Below are 18812 nucleotides of genomic sequence, written 5' to 3' on the forward strand. Positions count from 1 at the left end.
CCTTTTTAGGTTACCGATTATTTGTTTTCCAAGCATCTCACCATGGTAAGCAGTTTCGGTACCATGCAATCGGTATTTCTTTTGAATTTAGCTTATTAGAGCTAGAGAATAGGGAGTATCAAAAACTAGAGTATCAGTTTATCAGCTTAAAAGACTTCGCAATACCATCAAAAGTAGATTCATAGGTATCCTTTCTACTGGTCATGGTCCATGACATGATCATATAAACTTTTTCTTTTCCTTCAACAAAGGTCAAAAAATAGGTGATATCCTCGTCAATTCCGTCTACCCGACCATCTATGTCCACCATTTCGGCTTCCATTCCATTTATTTCCAAAGCTATTGGACTACTTTCCTTGTCAACATACATGCTTTCCGCAAACAATTGCTGTTGTACATCCCTATAGTTTTTGATTACGGAAATGTTTTCATCGTATTCTCCAAGTTCGGTGAACATTTCAATAAAATCGTCTTTGGATTCATCTATCACAATGGTGTAGGTCTCCTTAAAGATATTTTGATATTGCAGTGAAGCTTCTTCATTAAGATTGTCCGTTTTACGCATGTATTTGGGAAGACTCAAGCGGTATTCACCATTTACCTCAATTTGATTAAAATCCTCTCCGGCCACCTCGGTCGCGGTGACCTCCTTCTTTTTGGTTTTAAAATCAATACAGGAAGTGAAACAAAGGGATAGGGAAAGGGCTAACAAGAGGGCGGTACCGGTTTTCATAATTTAATGGACTATTGGGAAAAGGTTGATTAAACGAATTAAAGGTTTTTATCGGTAACGAAATAATAGGAAATTATCCAGAATTCCAGCAAAATCGAATTTTTTTTCAAACAATCCATAAAAAAAGCCCCTTTAGGGGCTGGTTGACCATTGATAATAACCTAAATGGGTTTAAGTGTACTGATAGCAAGTCTATTCCATACGTTTATGGTTGCAATGGCCATAATAATTTGGGTTATATAGTGGTCATCAAAAATTATCTTGGCTCTGTCGTAAGTTTCATCGGTAAGTCCATTTTCGTGGATCAGTGTGACTTCCTCTGTTATTTGAAGTATTACTTTTTCCTCTTCGGTGAATATTTGGGCATGTTTCCAGGCATCCAACAAAAAGAGGCGTTTGGGTTTCTCTCCCATTTTAATGGCTTCTTCTGTGTGCATGTTGATGCAAAAAGCGCATCCGTTTATTTGCGAAGCCCTGATTTTGATAAGCTCGTAATGCGCCTTGCTCAGTTTTGCCTGTTGCATATAACTTTCCAATCCAAATACGGCCTCGTACGCCAAAGGTTCCAACTGGTCGATTTTAATTCTGTTTTGCATGTTGTTTTATTAAGAATTCTGAGCGAAGGTATCCACCCAAAACCGTAAAAAACTTAAACGGGTTTAAGAACGTTTTTTGGCCCTGATTTCACTTACATATTCTGGGGTAAGTCCCAAAAATGAAGCAATGAGGTATTGGGGCACTCTTTGGGCAAACTCGGGAAAATGTTCCGTAAAGTGGAAGTACAATTCTTCTTTGGAGAAGTTGAACAGATATTTCATCTTCATGAGCGAGGAACCATAGGCTATCTGGTAAACCATTCTAAAATAGCGTTCAAGAATTGGGAATTCTTGCAAAAGTTGCTCTTGGTCTTGGCGATCAATAACGAGCAATCGTGTGTTTTCTACAGCTTGAATGTAAAAATCTGTTCTGGTTTTGTTTTGGTAGGACAAAAAGTCGGTCATCCACCAATTTTCAATAGCAAACTGTACGGTGCGCTCAGTACCCTTATCCGTTATAAAATATTGTTGAAGACAGCCCTTTTCAACAAAATATAGGTGCTGGCAAAATTCCCCTGCCTCAAGGACAATTTCCTTTTTAAGTACTCTTTTGGGTTTGAAATACGAATTTATCTTTTTGAAATCATGCGCCTCAACAGAAATGTATTTGTTTAGATGGGTATACAGTTGTTCCGACATGATTTTAATCTAAGGCTTTATCTTCGATACATCATACCATTTATTCTTCCCATCCGGTATGGAAAATCCCTTCCCGATCCAAGCGCTCATACGTATGTGAACCAAAATAATCACGTTGCGCTTGAATAAGGTTCAAGGGTAATCTGCTGCTGGTGTACGCATCAAAATAAGTCAGTGCATTGGTCAGCCCCGGAAGAGGAATGCCATTAGTTGCTCCGTGAGCCACAAGCTCGCGGGCCGCTCCTACGGTTTCCCTTACTTTCTCAGCAAAAGTAGGAGACAATAATAAGTTCTGTAGTGTTCCATCGGCTCGGTACGCCTCCGTAATATCCGCTAATAGAGCAGCTCGGATAATACATCCTGCACGCCATATTTTTGCTATTTCACCTAAATCAAGTTCGTAACCGTATTCTTTGGAAGCATCTGCCAATTGATGCATTCCCTGGGCATAGGTGATGATAAAGGCAAAATACAAGGCCTTTTCCGCTTTTTCGATCAATACATCCTTCTCAATTTTTGCAACAGTTGGGCGATCATAGATTTCATCTGCTAAAATTCGTTCGTCTTTTAAGGCAGATATTTCCCGCATGCTTACGGCAATATCGATTGTAGGTACGGGGATACCAAGGTCCATGGCATTTTGGGATGTCCATTTTCCAGTTCCTTTTTGTTTTGCCTTGTCCAATATTTTATCAACCAGGTGTCCTTCTGCCAGTTCATCCTTTTGCGAAAAAATATCGGAGGTGATTTCTACCAAAAAGGATTGCAATCGCCCTTGATTCCAATCTGCGAATGTTTGCTGTAATTCTTCATTGGTGAGACCTCCTGCTTTTTTCAATAAATCGTAGATTTCCGAAGTCAACTGCATCAACCCATACTCAATACCATTGTGCACCATTTTAACGTAATTCCCTGCCGATTTGGGCCCTAAATAGGCCACACAAGGTTCTTCTTGGTATTTTGCGGCAACAGCTTCAAAAATGGGTTTTACATGTTGGTAAGCTTCTCGAGAGCCCCCGGGCATAATACTTGGCCCTTTTCTGGCACCTTTGGCTCCTCCGGAAACTCCGGCCCCAAAGAAATTGATTCCTTTTTCCTTGAGGTAGGCTTCGCGTCTATCGGTATCTGTAAAAAATGAATTTCCTCCATCAATAATGATGTCGCCTTGCTCTAAATGCGGTAAAAGGCTTTCAATCACTATGTCCACAACCTTTCCCGCAGGTACCAGCAACATGATTTTTCGTGGGGTACTCAATGCTTGCACAAAGGCGGCAGCGTCCATAGAGGCATTAACCTTGGTTGTGTCTCCGCCTTCTTCAATCAGCGCATTTACCTTTTCTTCATCCAAATCATTTCCGAAGGCAGTAAACCCATTGTCCGCTACGTTCAAAATGAAATTTCGTCCCATTACACCAAGGCCCACGAGGCCAAAATCGTAAATATCTGCCATCTGAATTTTCTTTTATATATGCTATCAACTCAATATTGAGTAAGCTATTAGTCGGAATTCGAACCTAAAATAAACGTTATATTCGTTAAGCTCAAAACAAAATATTGTACATAATGAAAAAGGGTTGGTTAAAGCCACTTTACATTGGACATCCACGACACTATGAAAAAGATTGAAGACCAGATACTTGTAATTTTTGGAGCATCGGGAGATTTAACGGCAAGAAAGCTCATACCCGCTCTGTTCAATCTGTATAGAGCCAAACAACTTCCTAAAAACTTTGTGGTTTTGGGAGCTAGTCGTAGTGATATGTCCGATGAGGAATTTCGGGACAAAGTATTGCTCAAAAGCTCTTATCTAAATGGAAATGGTGCTGAAATAGATGAGAAGCTTCTCCATGACTTTTCACAAAGGTTTTTTTACGAGGATTTGGGAGGAACCTACGATACGGAATACAGCAAGCTGAGAAAACGGGTGGAAAGCCTGAAAAAAAGCTTTAATACCTCAGGAAACATCATTTATTACCTTTCCACACCTCCAACACTTTATGAAACCGTTGCTAGGCGACTTTCAGAGTCAGGAATGAACACCCAGAACAATGGTTGGAAACGGTTGATTGTGGAAAAACCTTTTGGGTATAGTTTGGAGACTGCTAAAAAGCTGAATCAAGGGCTCCAGAAATATTTCACGGAACCCCAAATTTATAGGATAGACCATTATCTAGGCAAGGAAACGGTACAGAACCTTCTGGTAACCCGTTTTTCCAATAGCATTTTTGAACCCTTATGGAACCGCAACTATATCAAGCATGTAGAAATAACCAATGCCGAAAGCGTTGGGGTTGAAAAAAGAGGGGGGTATTATGATAAATCGGGTGCCCTTAGAGACATGTTCCAGAACCATTTGTTGCAGATCGTTTCGTTGGTTGTAATGGAGCCGCCTATAGGAAATCACCCTGAAGAAATCAGAAATGAAAAGGTGAAGGCGCTGAAATCGTTACGTATCATGCGAGATGAACAGACACTTTTTGATAATACGATACGGGCGCAATATGTGGCTTCAGAAGTGAAAGGTGAGGAGGTAAAAGGCTATCGACAGGAAGATGGGGTAGACCCAAGCTCTACCACGGAGACCTTTGCCGCAATAAAATTCTATGTGGACAATTGGCGCTGGCACGGAGTGCCATTTTATGTACGGACCGCAAAACGAATGCCCACAAAAGTTACAGAGATCGTTATACATTTTAAGACCCCGCACCACCAAATTTTTATGGATTCGGGTGTCAACAGCAAGGATAACAAGCTCATAGTTAGAATACAGCCTGATGAGGGTATACTAGTGAAGTTCGGGGTGAAGGTTCCCGGTCAAGGTTTTAAAGTGGAAAGGGCAAACCTGGATTTTTACTATTCCAGTCTTTCCGAAACCTATGTAATGGATGCCTATGAACGGCTGCTTTTGGATGCCATGCAGGGAGATGCCACTTTATATGCAAGAGCTGACGAGGTAGAGGCAGCCTGGGAGTTTGTAGATCCTATTTTGGATTATTGGAAAAATGGAAAGGATGTACGCATGTATGGATACGCAGCTGGAGTTTGGGGGCCGGAAAATGCAGATGACCTTATAGATGACAATGGATTTTGGCGAAACCCTGGAGAGAATTTGGCAGATGACCCTGGTTATTGTGTAATTTGTTAAGCTCAGATATCAGCCTGGGTGTTGTCCAGAACAAAAGGAAATACGTAAAAGATTTAAAAATTCATGGATTTAAGAGTATACAAGGACAAACAGGAAGTTGCTGAGCAATTTTCCAACTATTTTGCAGAGAAGGTCAATAAAGCCGAGACATTCCATGTAGCCTTGTCCGGAGGCAGTACGCCCAAAATAGTTTTTGATGTACTTGCCCAAAACTTTTCAGAAAAAATTGCTTGGAAGAACATACACTTTTATTGGGGAGATGAGCGGTGTGTGCCTCCAACCGATGAACAGAGCAATTACAAAATGACCGTGGAGCACTTGTTTTCAAAAATTGCAGTGCCTCAGGAAAATATCCATCGAATTTTAGGAGAGAACGATCCTAATAGAGAAGCCCTGCGGTATGCAAACCTACTGGAAATTAATCTCGATAGGGTGGAGGACGTTCCCCAATTTGATTTGGTCATCCTTGGCATGGGCGATGATGGTCATACCGCTTCCATTTTTCCCCATGAGATTGAACTTTGGAACGCCCAAGACCATTGCGTGGTCGCAACACATCCTGATACAGGTCAGAAAAGGGTTTCCATAAATGGAAAAGTCATCAACATGGCTAAAGAAGTGGCCTTTTTGGTCACGGGTTCTTCAAAAGCTGAGAAAGTGAAGGCTATTTCAGAAAAGACGGAAGGGTTTGAGGCCTATCCGGCATCCTTGGTCAATCCAAAATCTGGAAATTTGATTTGGTTTTTGGATGAGAAAGCTGCTTTTGGATTAAGCAAAAACTAATCCCTCGATAATTTTCCGCTGAGTTTACAATTCCAATTTAGGCTCCTCGTAGTCGTCCTCTTGGGCGCGTTTCAAAATGGGTTCCGGAATTGATTTTTTGGCTTTGGCCCCCATTTTTTTCAGTTTTTCAATGCTGGTCACAATATTACCGCGACCCTCCACCAATTTGTTCATCGCGCCTCGATATTCATTTTTGGCCTCATCCATCTTTTTGCCCACTTTAGTGAGGTCGGAAACAAAACCTTCAAACTTGTCATACAGCGCTCCGGCCTGACGCGCTATTTCAATGGCATTTCTTTGCTGTTTTTCGTTGCTCCACATAGTGTCTATGGTCCTGAGTGTTGCCAACAGCGTTGCAGGGGTTACAATCACTATGTTCTGTTCAAAAGCCTTGTTGTAAAGAGAGTTGTCCTCGTTTATGGCTATGGCAAAGGCAGGCTCAATGGGTACAAACATGAGCACAAAATCTGGACTCTCAATCTCGTAAAGGTCTTCGTATTTCTTGGCGGAAAGCTGATCTACGTGTTTCCGCAACGAATTGATGTGGTCTTTTAAGCATTTGGGTTTGTCATCCTCATCTGCGTTCGTAAATCGTTCGTAATCAGTAAGGGAAACCTTAGAATCCACAATCATTTTTTTACCATTGGGCAGATGGATGATAACATCTGGCATTACCCTACTGCCATCTTCTCTACTGAAACTCTGCTGAACACTATATTCCCTATCTTTTTCCAAACCAGATTTTTCCAGTACCCGTTCCAGCACCAGTTCTCCCCAGTTCCCTTGGGTTTTGCTATCCCCTTTAAGCGCTTTGGTGAGATTTTCCGCCTCTTGGGTAATTTTTAGGTTTTGATTTTGAAGGTTGAGCAGCTGCTCTTTAAGAGCAGAATGTATACTGATGTTCTCTTTTTGGGATTTTTCAACTTTTTCCTCAAACTCCTTGATTTTTTTGTTCAGCGGATTAAGGATGTTTTCAATATTCTCTTTGTTCTTTTTGGTGAACTTTTCGCTCTTATCGTCTAAAATTTTATTTGCTAGGTTCTCGAAATCTTTGGCAAATTTTTCTTGCAATTTTTCTACTTCTTCCTTTTGCTCGGTATTGATGCGCTGTAAATTTTCAAGATCGGCCTGATATCGCACCAATTGATTGCTTTGCTGTTCTTTTTCGGATTGCAACCCCTTTTTCTCCTGGTCGGCCTCCAAAAGTTTATCATTCAAGGATTTTATTGAGGAATTCAATTGTTGTTCACGTTCCCCCCAAACACTCTCGTTGGATTTGGTCCTCAACTTCTGGACATACATGCCTATCAGTACCCCAAATACTAGGGTAACAATTCCAACGATAACATAAACCAGTTCAGTACTCATGTATTGATTTGTTCGGATAAAGATAAAGGATTCCTAAAGATGGCAGAATTTAAAATGTGCTTACCTGTTTATTTTGAACGACCCGGTTTTTGAATCAAACTTCACCATTTCCGAAGGAAATATTTTTTCAAAACGCTTTTGGTCAATCAGTTCACAAGGGTCTCCAAAAGGATTTTCAACACCATCTAGAATTAGGATTTTATCACACAGCTGAATGGCCAAATCAATTTCATGGGTAGTAAAAACAATGGTCTTTTGCTTTTGATGGGCCAGTTGTTGGAGCAGTCTTAAAATCTGTACCTTATGGTAAAGGTCCAAGTGGGTTGTGGGCTCGTCCAAAAGAATTATTGGGGTATCCTGTGCCATGGCCCGAGCAATAAAAACACGTTGCAACTGTCCATCACTGAGCTCATGACATTTTCTTTGCCTCAGTTCATCCAACATAAAGGTATTCAGACTTTCATGGATATGCCTTTTATCTTGATGGGTCAAAGAACCCATCCAATTGGTGTGAGGTTGTCTACCCAAGGCTATTAGTTCTTGCACGGTAAGGTTCTTGGAAGCGGGTTGCTCCGTCAACACTACACTGATTTTTTTGGAAAGTTCCGAAGCACTATGGTCTTCCAATGCCAAATGCCCCATGTTGATGCTTCCCTGCAGCTTGGGTTGAAATGCTCCCAAGGTCCTTAGTAAAGTGGATTTGCCAATTCCATTGATTCCCACAATACCACAAAGAATACCCGATTCCATAGAAAAGTTGATGTTCTCGGCCACTTTTTTGGACCCATAGCCTATGGAAAGTTCTTTGACGGATATGATGTGATTTTCTTGTTGGGACATCAGAATATCATTTTTCGTTTTCTCACCAGTAACCAAATCACCACTGGAGCCCCAACCAATGAGGTCAACACATTTATAGGTAGAACCTGGGCTGAATTGGGCAATTGTGCTAATGTATCACATAACAACATGAGAATGGCACCATAAAGGAATACTGCAGGTATAAGGACCCTATGTTCCATGGTGTCAAATATTTGCCGCGTAAGATGGGGGACTGCCAATCCTATAAACGCAATGGGTCCGGCAAAAGCCGTAATGCCCCCTGCAAGCAGTCCTGTCGCAATAATGATTACAAATCTGGATTTCCTTATGGAAACCCCAAGACTTTGGGCATAGTTTTCACCTAATAGATATGCGTTCAGCGGTTTTATGGAGAGCACACTCAATACTATACCCAGAAAAACTATTCCAGCTAAAATGTATACTTGCAAAGTGGAAAGGTTCCCAACACTCCCAAAGGACCAAAAAATAAATCGTTGTAGGCTTTCTGCATTGGAAAAGTAAGCCAGTATACTCACCAATGCCGAAGTGATGCTCCCAAACATTAAACCAATGATCAATAGTGCCATGGTATCTTTGATGCGTTGGGCTACACCTATTACCACCATAAGCACTAGGAAGCTTCCAACACTTGCCGCGACCGCCAGCGAAATATCCTGAAAAAAGGCAAGTGAAGTGACCCCCGTTAGCAAGGATGTTCCCATTAAGAGTAGAGCAGCGCCCAAGCTAGCCCCGGAACTTATCCCCAGAACAAAAGGTCCTGCCAAGGGATTTCGGAACAGGGTCTGCATAAGCAGGCCACTCAATGAGAGACCGCCTCCTACTAAAATGGAAGTAAAAGCCTTTGGAATTCTATAGTTCCAGATAATATATTGCCAAGAATCAACCTCTACATTTTGCCCGAATAAGGTGGCAAGGGTAGAAAAAAAAGGAATGGAAACCGACCCTGATGATACATTCAAGAGCCACGCAAAAAAAAGTGCGATCAGAATCATCACAAAAGCTATGCGATATGATCTTGGTGAATTCATCTATTGCAGGGGCATAAAAAAATGAGGTTCATAATCTGGAACTAAGGTAGGATGCAAAATAGAAATAATATCCTTTAAGACCAGATCAGGCCGTTGCGAAGCCAACTCATAAAATATCAATCCGCCAGTAGCTCCTTTTTTTATGGCGTTGGAGTATATTTTTTTCTCCCTAAAAGCTTTGAACTGTTCATGGTGCGCATTGGCATTTTTTAGTTCTGCATATGAGGTGTGCATGGAAGGATTTAGCCAAATGTCAGCATTTTGTGCTTTTTCCAATACGGATTCCAAACTCATGCCGATACTTCCATTTTCGTCCGTGTGCGACCAAATATAATCGGCATTGGCATCCTTCAAAAATTGGGCCATCCAGCTTTTTCCTCCCGTTATGTACCATACATCTTTATAGAGTCCACCTGTTAATACGGTTGGTTTTTGTTTAGCTTTTTTGGCCAATGATTTGGCTTCATTATATGATTTCTCGATTTGAGAGAAAATGGAATCCGCTTTCGCTTCTTTCTGAAAGAAAGGGGCAAAGAATTTAATCCATTCTGCCTTGCCCAAAGGTGTTTGCTCTACCCAATCCCCATTATAGATGACAGGTATGCCTGATTGTTCCACAGTTTTGTACGCCTTGTTGGTATCGTTGATTCCAAACCCCATGACCATTTCCGGTTTGAGTTCCAGGATGATTTCGGTGTTGATATTTTCATTGGAACCCAACTCAACAATACTACCGTTGTCCACAAGCGCCCTAGCATTTGTTGAAGAGATATGGTCAGTGCCGGGAAATCCAACTATGGCCTCTAGCTCTCCCAGAGCTTCTAGTGAAGGAATATGTGTAGTCGATGTTACCGCCAAGCGTTCCACTGGGGTGGCCACTATGGCAGTATAGGCATCACTGGGAAGAGAAATAAAAGCCAGCTTTTCTTTGGGAACCAATGCGTATTTGAAGCTTACCTCTGCTCCAGGCCATGCCGAATGGACCTCTATAACGGTGAAATCCTTATTTTTCTGAACTGTAAAACCTTTGGCATATTGAATGTTTGAAGGTGTGTTATTTTGTTCAATGTGCGCAGACTTGTTCTTTTTACCACAAGAACCCAGAATGGTCAAAAAAAATACAGAGCACAGAAGTGTTGAAAGCTGTTGTAAGGTCATGGGACCAAAAGTAAGATTATTTAATTTTTACAAAAAAAGATTAAACAGAATGATTACTTTCGCAGTGAATTTTGGTTCATACAATTTCAGGTTGTGTGATTAAAAGGGAATCCGGTGAAAGTCCGGAACTGTTCCCGCAACTGTAAGTTAATGTCAAACTAAGTTTGACACCTTGTAACAAGGATGTTGCTTCTTCTAAAACCACTGTTCGCAAGGTCGGATGGGAAGGTAGCGCAGCATAAAAACAAGTCAGGAGACCTGCCAACTTCAAACAAACAATGTTAAACTTTCGGGATAAAAGTTTGCGTATGGGCATCATACAACTCTCCCGTTTATTCTGTAAACGTAATGAACAAAAAAATTTTATGGACATGTGCCGCTGTTTTGGTGGCAAAGGGACTTTCTGCTCAGGAAATACAGGAAGACTCCATTCAGGTGCAACAACTTTCAGAAGTTGTGGTTAGTGACTCAAGGTTTGCTTTAAAAAGGGAAAACTCTGGTAAAACCGTAATTAAGATTACGGCGGAGGAATTGGAGCGCAATCAGGGAAAATCAATAGCAGAAATTATTAGCAGACAGGCTGGTATTACTGTAAATGGAAGCAGGAGCAATGCCGGACAGAATATTTCTGTCTTTGCCCGAGGAGGTAACAACAGACAGGTTTTGGTGGTTGTTGATGGTATTCAGGTGAGTGACCCCTCCGGTGTTGATGGCGAATACGACCTTCGTTTACTGAACAGTTCACAAATTGAGAGTATTGAGATTTTAAAAGGTGCAGCAAGTACTTTGTATGGTAACTCGGCTGCAACTGCAGTGATCAATATTACCACAAAAAAGGCCTCAAATGATGGGGTTTCACTGAATGTCCTCTCAAGTTTGGGTACAAATCAGTCCCAAGATGAACAGGAATACAATTTGTCCGATTTCAGTAACACGGTCTCCATTAGTGCCAAACAAAAGGGATTTTCTATTTTGGCTTCGGGCGGGCATCAATTTACAGATGGACTTTCTGCGGCATTGGGTGATGAACCCGATGCATTTTCCCGTATTGATGGAAGTCTTAAAATTGGGTACGAATTCTCAAAGAAGCTAAAGGTTACCGCATCTGCATTTTATAACAAATTGAATTCAGACTTTGATAATGGTTTTCCCATTGAAGATGCCGACTTCAGTTTTAGGGGCGAGCAATCACGATTTGGCCTGTCTTCGGTTTATGCCTATAAAAATGGAAGCTTAACTGCTAATGTGGCCCTGAACCAGATTACCCGTGAATTTCAGTCCAATTTTCCATCAAGCTTTGACTCAGAGTCTTTGGTTTTGGATGTTTTCAACAAGTACAATTTCAATTCTGAATGGTATACCATAGTTGGACTCAATATTATCAATCATGAGACCCTGTTCACTGAGGAACAGAACACCACTTCCTACGATCCCTATGCCAATGTGGTCTATGTGAGTGATTTTGGGCTAAACCTGAACCTGGGAGGACGGTTGAACAACCATAGTGAGTACGGTTCGCACTTTATCTACAATCTTAATCCTTCGTACAGTATTAAGATAAATGAAGGCTATCTAAAGTTCTTTGGATCATACGCTACTTCTTTTATTGCCCCCAATCTATCTCAACTTTTTGGTCCTTTCGGTCCAAACCCTGATTTGGACCCTGAGGAAAACACTACCTATGAAGGTGGGGTAGAGTATAGGCCTTTTAATACGTTACGGTTGAGTGCTCTTTATTTTGATAGAAAAGAAGAGAACAGAATCATATTTTTTACCGACCCCGACACTTTTGAAAGTCAGTACAGGAACAGTTCTGCTACCACCGATTTTAACGGTATTGAAGTAGAGCTTGAAGCCGAACCTTTGAAAAACCTTTCACTAAAGGCCAACTACACCTACGTCAAAGGTGATGGAGGGTTACCCACTAGAATTCCTGAAAATGTCTTCAATATTTTAGTAGGATATAATTTCAGTGAAGATACTTTTGCATCTTTGGCGTATGAGCATAGCTCTGACAGACAAGACATCTTTTTTGACCCAAACACCTTTTTAGCTTCTCCTGTTACCCTAGATTCATTTGGATTGCTTGATTTTTATCTGAGCCACAAACTGAATGATACGATTGGATTTTTTGCTTCATTGAACAACATTACCAATGAAGACTATACAGAAATATTTGGGTATTCCACCCGAGGTAGAAACCTCCGATTAGGAATGAAACTGAGCTTATAAAAAAGCGGCCTTTAGGCCGCTTTTTTATTATTCTATTTCTATATGCAGAGGTTTATCCAGATACATATTGTCACGCAATGGCGTTTGTAGCCTGGAGCTGATAAAAGACTTCGCGGGCATTTGTACCGAGAAACCTTTCTTGCTGGAGGCACCTGTAATTTCTTGTATGGCCTTGGCCAAAAGAGGCTCGTTGGGGTCGCCAAGAACTCCCATATTCGCCAAATCCTCTTCTAGGATAATATTGGGCGCAAGGCCGTTCGTGTAATCATAAAATCCGTTGGCATTTTCGTTTCTGCCCACTAGTGGCTGAAGCCCCCAGCTATTGTCCGGGTTAATAGAAGCCTCTCTGGTCGAAGAATATAAGAATGGGAAGTTATTCTCTGGATCATCTACCAAAGTGATGGAAAATTCGTTTTTCCCGCGGGTGGTACTTCCAATATGTACAATGTCAACATAAGGGGCTAATCCGTTCATCACCAGCTCACTTGCTGAGGCCGAACTTCCAGTGGCCAGGACATATATCTTTTGCAAGTTCAAAGTGTTGACGGGTATGGATTCCTCATCATCTGGATTGATTTTGAAAGAACTGGCAAAATAATCCTCTAGATTCCCTGAACTCAGTTGGGCTTGAATTTTACTATTCCAACGTTGTCGGATATATAAATCACTGGTATTTGTACCATATATCATACTTGCCAAAAGACGTGAAGTGTTTACAGACCCACCAGGATTATAACGCATATCCAAAACCAGTTCTGTGGCCCCGTCTTCAACAAACTTCCCAAACGCATCGTTCAACTCAACGTTGAAGCTGCTCAAAAAACGGTTGTACATGAGATAGGCAATCTTGGTTCCGTTAACATCTAAAGTCTCGGCAACCAAAATGGGGTCCTCAACTTGATTTTCTATTTTGGTGAGTGTGACCTCGGTATCATTGTCCACAATTTGAGTTCCGACAATGTCTGCCAACCCTAGGGTATATGTGCTGTTTTCTCCAAACAAGAGGTCTCTGTAATTGTTTACGGTCAATTGTTGGCCATCTACTCTGGTAAAGATATCTCCTCTTTTAATGGTTTTTGTAGAAGCGTCCGAATTGGGCAAAATGTACAGAACAAAACCAAAAACATTGAACTCATCATCAAACAAGTTTAGATCGAATTCCAATCCATTGCTTCTGGAGACCCCTGAAAGATTGTTGACCAACTCGGAATAGTCATCATTCAAAAAACTGAAACGGTCATCTCCAAACAACAACACATCAAAGTAGAAATCTTCAGGATTTGGTGTGGCCTGTAAGAAGTTGGTATAATCTTCATTACTGCTAAAATTGGTGTCCGAAAGGACGTCCACATCTTCTTGCCAAAAATACCAAAGGTTCATGGCCTGCCACATAAAGTTTTGGACTGTGACATTGGCTCCTGGTGTAGGGTCTGGGGTATCTCCGTTGGAAATTCCATCGTCATTACTACATGCAAAAACGAAAAGGGACAAGCCCAATAATAGGAAAATGTATTTCTTCATAGCATTTTAATTAAGGCACATCAAATTTTGTTCCACAATAACGAGAGGCTAGACAGTAAGACGGTAAATTTTCTAAATTCTAACAATTTTGAAGTACAAAATAGGTACATTCAAGGAGATTACAAATTTTTTGTAACAAAATTCGATATGTGTCGTCGTGCTAATATAGGCCCATAAAATTGGCCAAAAACAACTGAGACAACCAAATGAAACAAGCTGAATTTTTGAATGTTGTGATGCCTTTCAAGGATAAGCTGTACAGACTTGCTAAACGCTTGCTGGTCTCAAAGGAAGAGGCAGAGGATGCTACGCAGGAAATTTTATTGAAACTATGGTCCAAAAACGAGACCATGGGAGAATATAAAAATGTTGAGGCCTTTGCCATGACCATGACCAAGAACTTTTGCTTGGACCGATTAAAATCCAAACAAGCAGGTAATTTGAAGCTGGTCCATAGCAATTATACTGACGAAAACACATCGTTACAAAAACAATTAGAAGTTGAGGACAGTATCAATTGGATGGAAAAGATCATGGAAGAGCTTCCAGAACAGCAAAAAATGGTATTACAGCTCCGAGATGTGGAACAATATGATTTTGAAGAAATATGCGAACTATTGGACATGAAACCTACAGCAGTTAGAGTGACACTGTCCCGGGCACGCAAAGCAGTTAGACAAGAATTGATTAAAAAACATAACTATGGAATTGGGTAACATAGAAAAATTATTGGAAAAGTATTTTGAGGCCACCACTACGGTGGAAGAGGAGAAGATGCTCAGAGAATATTTCTCACAAGAAGATGTGGCAACACATTTGGAGCAGTACAGACCCATGTTCAATTACTTTTCCATGGCCAAGGAAGAACGGTACACCAAGCAGGTCCCATTAAAACCTAGAAAAGACTTTTATAAGTGGGTATCCATTGCAGCAGTAGCGGTTTTGTCTTTCGGCATCTATTTTGGTAACGAGTACCGAGAAAGAAAACAGGCAGAATATGCCTACAATGAAACCAAAAAGGCGTTTGAGCTCTTAGCGGAGAATTTTGGAAAAGGCACCGAAAAGGTAGCTTATCTACAAGAGTTTGAAGCCGCAAAACAAAAAATTTACAACAACAATTAAAATCGTAAACAAATGAAAAGGAATATTTTAATCTTATTGATCGCTGTACTGCCACTTTCCGGGTTTTCGCAATCGATGTTCGATAAGTTCGAGGATATGGACGAGGTCACTTCGGTGGTGGTGAACAAAAGCATGTTCAATCTGTTAGCTAAGATAGATGTGGAGGTAGATGACCCAGAGGCCCAAGATTTTATGGACATTGCCAGTAGCCTTAAAAGCTTAAAGGTCTTTACTACTGACAATCCAAAAATCAGTGCAGAGATGAAATCTTCCGTAGGAAGCTATTTAAAGTCCGCTAGACTGGAAGAGCTTATGCGCGTAAAGGATAAGGATGCCAATGTTAAGTTTTACATTAAGCAAGGAAAAGATGATGACCATGTAAGTGAGTTGTTAATGTTGGTGACCGATTTAAAGCAAGTCGAAGCAGATGGTAGGGAATTTGAAACCGTACTACTTTCATTGACAGGGGATATTGATTTGAACAAAATCAATTCATTGACCAAAAAAATGAACCTGCCCGAGGAACTGAACAACGCCGGTAAAAAAGGAAACTAAGCAGAAATGAAAAAGATAGTAGTTTTAATTGCACTGGCCTGTATACCCTTTTTGGGAACTTCCCAGTCCATCTTCGATAAGTTTGAGGACTCGGATAGAATAGGGTCCATAACCATAAATAAAGGGATGTTGGACATTGTGTCCAAAATAATGGAGAACGATTCGGACCCGGAAAGCCAAGAATTTATTGAAATCGCTAATCGAATCAATAAAATCAAAATCTTTCTTTCCGAGGATGAAGATGCCGCAGAAGATATGGCAGTGACGATGAAACAATATGTAAAGTCGGCAAAGCTTGAAGAGTTGATGAAAGTGCGAGATGGAGATACCAATCTAAACTTTTATGTTAGATATGGTAAGGACGAGGACCATGTAAAAGAACTGTTGATGTTCGCAAAAGGAATAGATGAAAAGAGAAAGCATGATTCCTACTTTGAGCCTGAGACAGTACTGCTGACAATCACTGGAGATATCGATCTTGCACAGGTGGGAACCTTGACCAAGAAAATGAAGCTTCACAAAGGACTTCATAAATTAGATAAAGAGTAAAAGATTATTGCTGGATCGTAACAAATCCGGCAATAACTTTACATATAACAATAGATCATCAAAACAATCAATCAAAAAAAGTACAGATGAAATATATAGTAAAAAGCATAATGGTATTGGGAGTTGTCCTTTTCGCTTCCTGCTCTTCACAACAGAGTTTGCAGGAGTACTATGTGGACAATTCTGAAAACCCCAACTTCATTACGGTAGACGTTCCGGCAAGTATTTTGAATATGGGAGAAGTGGATTTGACCCCTACCCAAAAAGAAGCTGTGGAGTCCTTGCGGAAGTTTAATCTGCTCGCTTTCAAAAAGACAGCGGATAATATAGCTGAGTACAAATCGGAAAAAAGCAAGATTAAGGAAATTTTGAAGGGAGAGGATTTTGTTGAACTCATGAAGATCAACTCGCAATATGGCAGAGGTGTAATCAAATATTTGGGAGAGGAAGATGCCATTGATGAGGTAATTATTTACGGTGACAGCAAGGACAAAGGCTTTGCCGTGGTACGGGTTTTAGGGAAGGACATGAATCCAGCCCACATTGTCCAGCTTATGCAAGCCATTCAAAAATCAGATTACAAAGGAGAAGGATTGGGAGAGATCGGAGAGTTTCTGAAAGGATAGCCAAAATAGACCATCCAATAAACACAACCTGGGCTTTTGCCCAGGTTTTTTTATGTCCAATACTAATGGATCAATGTGCTGTTGTGACCTTCTTGTTATCTTAGTGTCTCACTTTTGAAAACACTAACAAATCAAGAAAGCAGTATGGAAAAAGCACAAGAATGGATGAACTACGGGCTAGACCTTGCCAAGGAATTCGGGCCCAAACTGATTACAGCCATCCTCATTTATATTATAGGTTCGTGGTTGATCAAGAAAATAACTGGCGCTACCAAAAAAGTAATGTCCAAAAGCAAATACGAAGAATCCCTACAGAAGTTTCTATTGAACCTTTTGTCGTGGTCCCTCAAAGTATTTCTGATAATTATTGTTATTTCTCGACTTGGAGTGGATGTCACCACTTTTGCAGCTGTGATTGCCGCAGCGGGTCTCGCCGTAGGTTTGGCATTGCAGGGGTCGCTGTCCAACTTTGCGGGTGGGGTATTGTTGATGATTTTCAAGCCGTATCGCATAGGGGACCTCATTGAGGCCCAAGGGGTATTGGGTGTGGTAAAAGAGATTGAGATCTTCACCACCAAGTTGACCACTCCTGAAAACAAATTGGCTATTGTGCCCAATGGAGCTATGGCCAATGGCAATATTGTCAACTATACCGCGGAAGGTAAAATTCGTGTGGACACCGTTGTAGGGGTAGGCTATGGAGAGGACATTAAAAAGACCAAGGAAGTATTGTTACAAGTACTTACCTCCAATCCACAGGTGTTAAAGGACCCTGCTCCTTCGGTGAATGTGATGGAGTTGGCGGACAGTTCGGTGAACTTTGCGGTACGTCCTTTCTGTAAACCTGAAGACTATTGGGACGTTTATTTCTCAACCTACGAAAATTGTAAATTGGCACTGGATGAAGCCGGAATTGAAATTCCTTATCCACATCAGGTGGAAATCCATAAAGAGGGATAGAAGAAGAAAAAGACCTGAAAAAATGAAGCCCCAACATAAAGGTTGGGGCTTTTTTTGTGTAAAAAAACTGCATAAATTGGATTGACACCTTTGCTATAACAATAAAAATACTACATTTAAACATCTAAAGCCTTTTGGGACTTCTTTCAGGTTCCAATAATAAGGTCATTAATTTTCAATTCTGCCAAGCAGATAACCTCATTGAAAATTTTTCAACCTCTCATTTTCAACCTCCTTGGGTAGGGACTTTTTTCTTGTCTCATACACCTGTTGGCAACCTGTTTGTTCATTTAAGAAATAATGAATGCAATCGGATAACCTATAATATAATTAAGACAGATCCCCCAAATCCATAAACTTTAATCTATTTAAAATGAAAAAAACACCTGCGACCCTTCGCCTTTTACCCATTACCCTTTTACCCTTCTACCTTTTCACCCTGGTCTCCTGTAGCAACGACGATGGACCCAAAAACCCCGTGGACGCCCTCCCGCCCATTACCCAAACAGGCGAGAATACCTTTGCCTGCCTGATCAATGGGAAACCATTTTTTTCTAATAAAGATGAACGTGGTGTTGATTATGTTTTTAACACATTAACTATATATGGCTTTAATAGAAGTGATACAGGAATAATTTTGACTGGATTGGAAATAGAAGGTGACGTTTCTGAAGGACAATTCCCATTAGAATCTAGGTTGGAAGGACAATACAGTGCTTTATATTTAGAAAGAGGAGGTTTGGATTCAAGGATAGAAACCACTAATCAACTTCCCGGACAGATAATAATTACCCGCTTTGATCTAGAGGAATTTATCGTTTCAGGCACTTTTGAGTTTTCGGTCAAGGACGACGAGGGCAAGACCCTGAACTTTACCGACGGCCGTTTCGACCTAAAATTTTAAACAACTCAAAATTCAGCATTCAAAACTTAAAAAAGCATACCCCAAACCCA

Annotated in this window: 19 protein-coding genes and 1 riboswitch; of the genes, 10 read left to right on the plus strand and 9 right to left on the minus strand. The window is 40.8% G+C overall.

The genetic code is table 11. From position 1 onward, the window contains the following. Positions 1–133: 133 nt before the first annotated feature. From DX873_RS03490 to gndA, 4 genes are all read right to left on the minus strand, one after another. Positions 134–733 (minus strand): hypothetical protein, encoded by a 600-nt coding sequence (locus DX873_RS03490; protein WP_116183126.1) that lies wholly within the window; start codon positions 731–733, stop codon positions 134–136. Between the two features lie 161 nt (positions 734–894). Further along, positions 895–1329 carry a carboxymuconolactone decarboxylase family protein gene (locus DX873_RS03495; protein ID WP_116183127.1) on the minus strand — a complete coding sequence of 145 codons (435 nt, stop codon included), beginning with the start codon at positions 1327–1329 and terminating at the stop codon, positions 895–897. Positions 1330–1392: 63 nt separating this feature from the next. Then, positions 1393–1968 carry a Crp/Fnr family transcriptional regulator gene (locus DX873_RS03500; protein ID WP_116183128.1) on the minus strand — a complete coding sequence of 192 codons (576 nt, stop codon included), beginning with the start codon at positions 1966–1968 and terminating at the stop codon, positions 1393–1395. A 40-nt stretch (positions 1969–2008) separates the two neighbouring features. After that, a complete protein-coding gene (gene gndA, locus DX873_RS03505; RefSeq protein WP_116183129.1) occupies positions 2009–3418 on the minus strand; it encodes an NADP-dependent phosphogluconate dehydrogenase in 1410 nt (469 codons plus the stop codon). Between the two features lie 162 nt (positions 3419–3580). On the opposite strand from gndA, the gene zwf reads away from it, so the two are divergent. After that, positions 3581–5113 carry a glucose-6-phosphate dehydrogenase gene (gene zwf, locus DX873_RS03510; RefSeq protein ID WP_116183130.1) on the plus strand — a complete coding sequence of 511 codons (1533 nt, stop codon included), beginning with the start codon at positions 3581–3583 and terminating at the stop codon, positions 5111–5113. Positions 5114–5176: 63 nt separating this feature from the next. Next, entirely contained in the window at positions 5177–5896 is a 720-nt protein-coding gene (gene pgl, locus DX873_RS03515) for a 6-phosphogluconolactonase (RefSeq protein WP_116183131.1), read from the plus strand. Between the two features lie 24 nt (positions 5897–5920). Here pgl and DX873_RS03520 read toward each other — a convergent pair whose 3' ends face one another. Genes DX873_RS03520 through DX873_RS03535 form a run of 4 tightly spaced genes read right to left on the minus strand, consistent with a single transcriptional unit; the run spans position 5921 to position 10293 of the window. Next, on the minus strand, positions 5921–7264 hold the full coding sequence (locus DX873_RS03520) for a DNA recombination protein RmuC (RefSeq protein WP_116183132.1): 1344 nt from the start codon (positions 7262–7264) through the stop codon (positions 5921–5923). A gap of 60 nt (positions 7265–7324) precedes the next feature. Beyond that, entirely contained in the window at positions 7325–8104 is a 780-nt protein-coding gene (locus DX873_RS03525; protein ID WP_116183133.1) for an ABC transporter ATP-binding protein, read from the minus strand. Beyond that, entirely contained in the window at positions 8104–9135 is a 1032-nt protein-coding gene (locus DX873_RS03530; protein WP_116183134.1) for a FecCD family ABC transporter permease, read from the minus strand. The genes DX873_RS03525 and DX873_RS03530 overlap by 1 nt, the downstream gene beginning before the upstream one ends. Continuing rightward, on the minus strand, positions 9136–10293 hold the full coding sequence (locus DX873_RS03535; RefSeq protein WP_116183135.1) for an ABC transporter substrate-binding protein: 1158 nt from the start codon (positions 10291–10293) through the stop codon (positions 9136–9138). 55 nt (positions 10294–10348) lie between these two features. Beyond that, positions 10349–10573, plus strand: a riboswitch (cobalamin riboswitch). A gap of 68 nt (positions 10574–10641) precedes the next feature. On the opposite strand from DX873_RS03535, the gene DX873_RS03540 reads away from it, so the two are divergent. Beyond that, entirely contained in the window at positions 10642–12525 is a 1884-nt protein-coding gene (locus tag DX873_RS03540) for a TonB-dependent receptor plug domain-containing protein (RefSeq protein ID WP_116183136.1), read from the plus strand. Positions 12526–12552: 27 nt separating this feature from the next. On the opposite strand, the gene DX873_RS03545 is transcribed toward DX873_RS03540, so the two are convergent. Then, on the minus strand, positions 12553–14046 hold the full coding sequence (locus DX873_RS03545; RefSeq protein ID WP_116183137.1) for a S41 family peptidase: 1494 nt from the start codon (positions 14044–14046) through the stop codon (positions 12553–12555). A gap of 206 nt (positions 14047–14252) precedes the next feature. Between DX873_RS03545 and DX873_RS03550 the strand changes: the two genes are divergently transcribed. The 7 genes from DX873_RS03550 to DX873_RS03580 all read left to right on the plus strand — a co-directional run bounded on the left by DX873_RS03550 (position 14253) and on the right by DX873_RS03580 (position 18762). Beyond that, positions 14253–14762 (plus strand): RNA polymerase sigma factor, encoded by a 510-nt coding sequence (locus tag DX873_RS03550; RefSeq protein ID WP_116183138.1) that lies wholly within the window; start codon positions 14253–14255, stop codon positions 14760–14762. Next, positions 14749–15168 carry a hypothetical protein gene (locus tag DX873_RS03555; protein ID WP_116183139.1) on the plus strand — a complete coding sequence of 140 codons (420 nt, stop codon included), beginning with the start codon at positions 14749–14751 and terminating at the stop codon, positions 15166–15168. Before DX873_RS03550 ends, DX873_RS03555 begins: the two co-directional genes overlap by 14 nt. Before the next feature lie 12 nt (positions 15169–15180). After that, positions 15181–15723 (plus strand): DUF4252 domain-containing protein, encoded by a 543-nt coding sequence (locus tag DX873_RS03560; RefSeq protein WP_116183140.1) that lies wholly within the window; start codon positions 15181–15183, stop codon positions 15721–15723. A 6-nt stretch (positions 15724–15729) separates the two neighbouring features. Continuing rightward, positions 15730–16272, plus strand: a complete 543-nt coding sequence (locus DX873_RS03565; RefSeq protein ID WP_116183141.1) for a DUF4252 domain-containing protein — start codon at positions 15730–15732, stop codon at positions 16270–16272. Between the two features lie 86 nt (positions 16273–16358). Beyond that, on the plus strand, positions 16359–16898 hold the full coding sequence (locus tag DX873_RS03570; protein ID WP_116183142.1) for a DUF4252 domain-containing protein: 540 nt from the start codon (positions 16359–16361) through the stop codon (positions 16896–16898). 144 nt (positions 16899–17042) lie between these two features. Next, positions 17043–17858, plus strand: coding sequence for a mechanosensitive ion channel family protein (locus DX873_RS03575; protein ID WP_116183143.1), 816 nt, complete (start codon positions 17043–17045; stop codon positions 17856–17858). 373 nt (positions 17859–18231) lie between these two features. Further along, on the plus strand, positions 18232–18762 hold the full coding sequence (locus tag DX873_RS03580) for a Riean_0653 family protein (protein ID WP_116183144.1): 531 nt from the start codon (positions 18232–18234) through the stop codon (positions 18760–18762). Positions 18763–18812: the final 50 nt, after the last annotated feature.

Source organism: Flagellimonas nanhaiensis (assembly GCF_003382275.1).
Taxonomy (GTDB): domain Bacteria; phylum Bacteroidota; class Bacteroidia; order Flavobacteriales; family Flavobacteriaceae; genus Flagellimonas; species Flagellimonas nanhaiensis.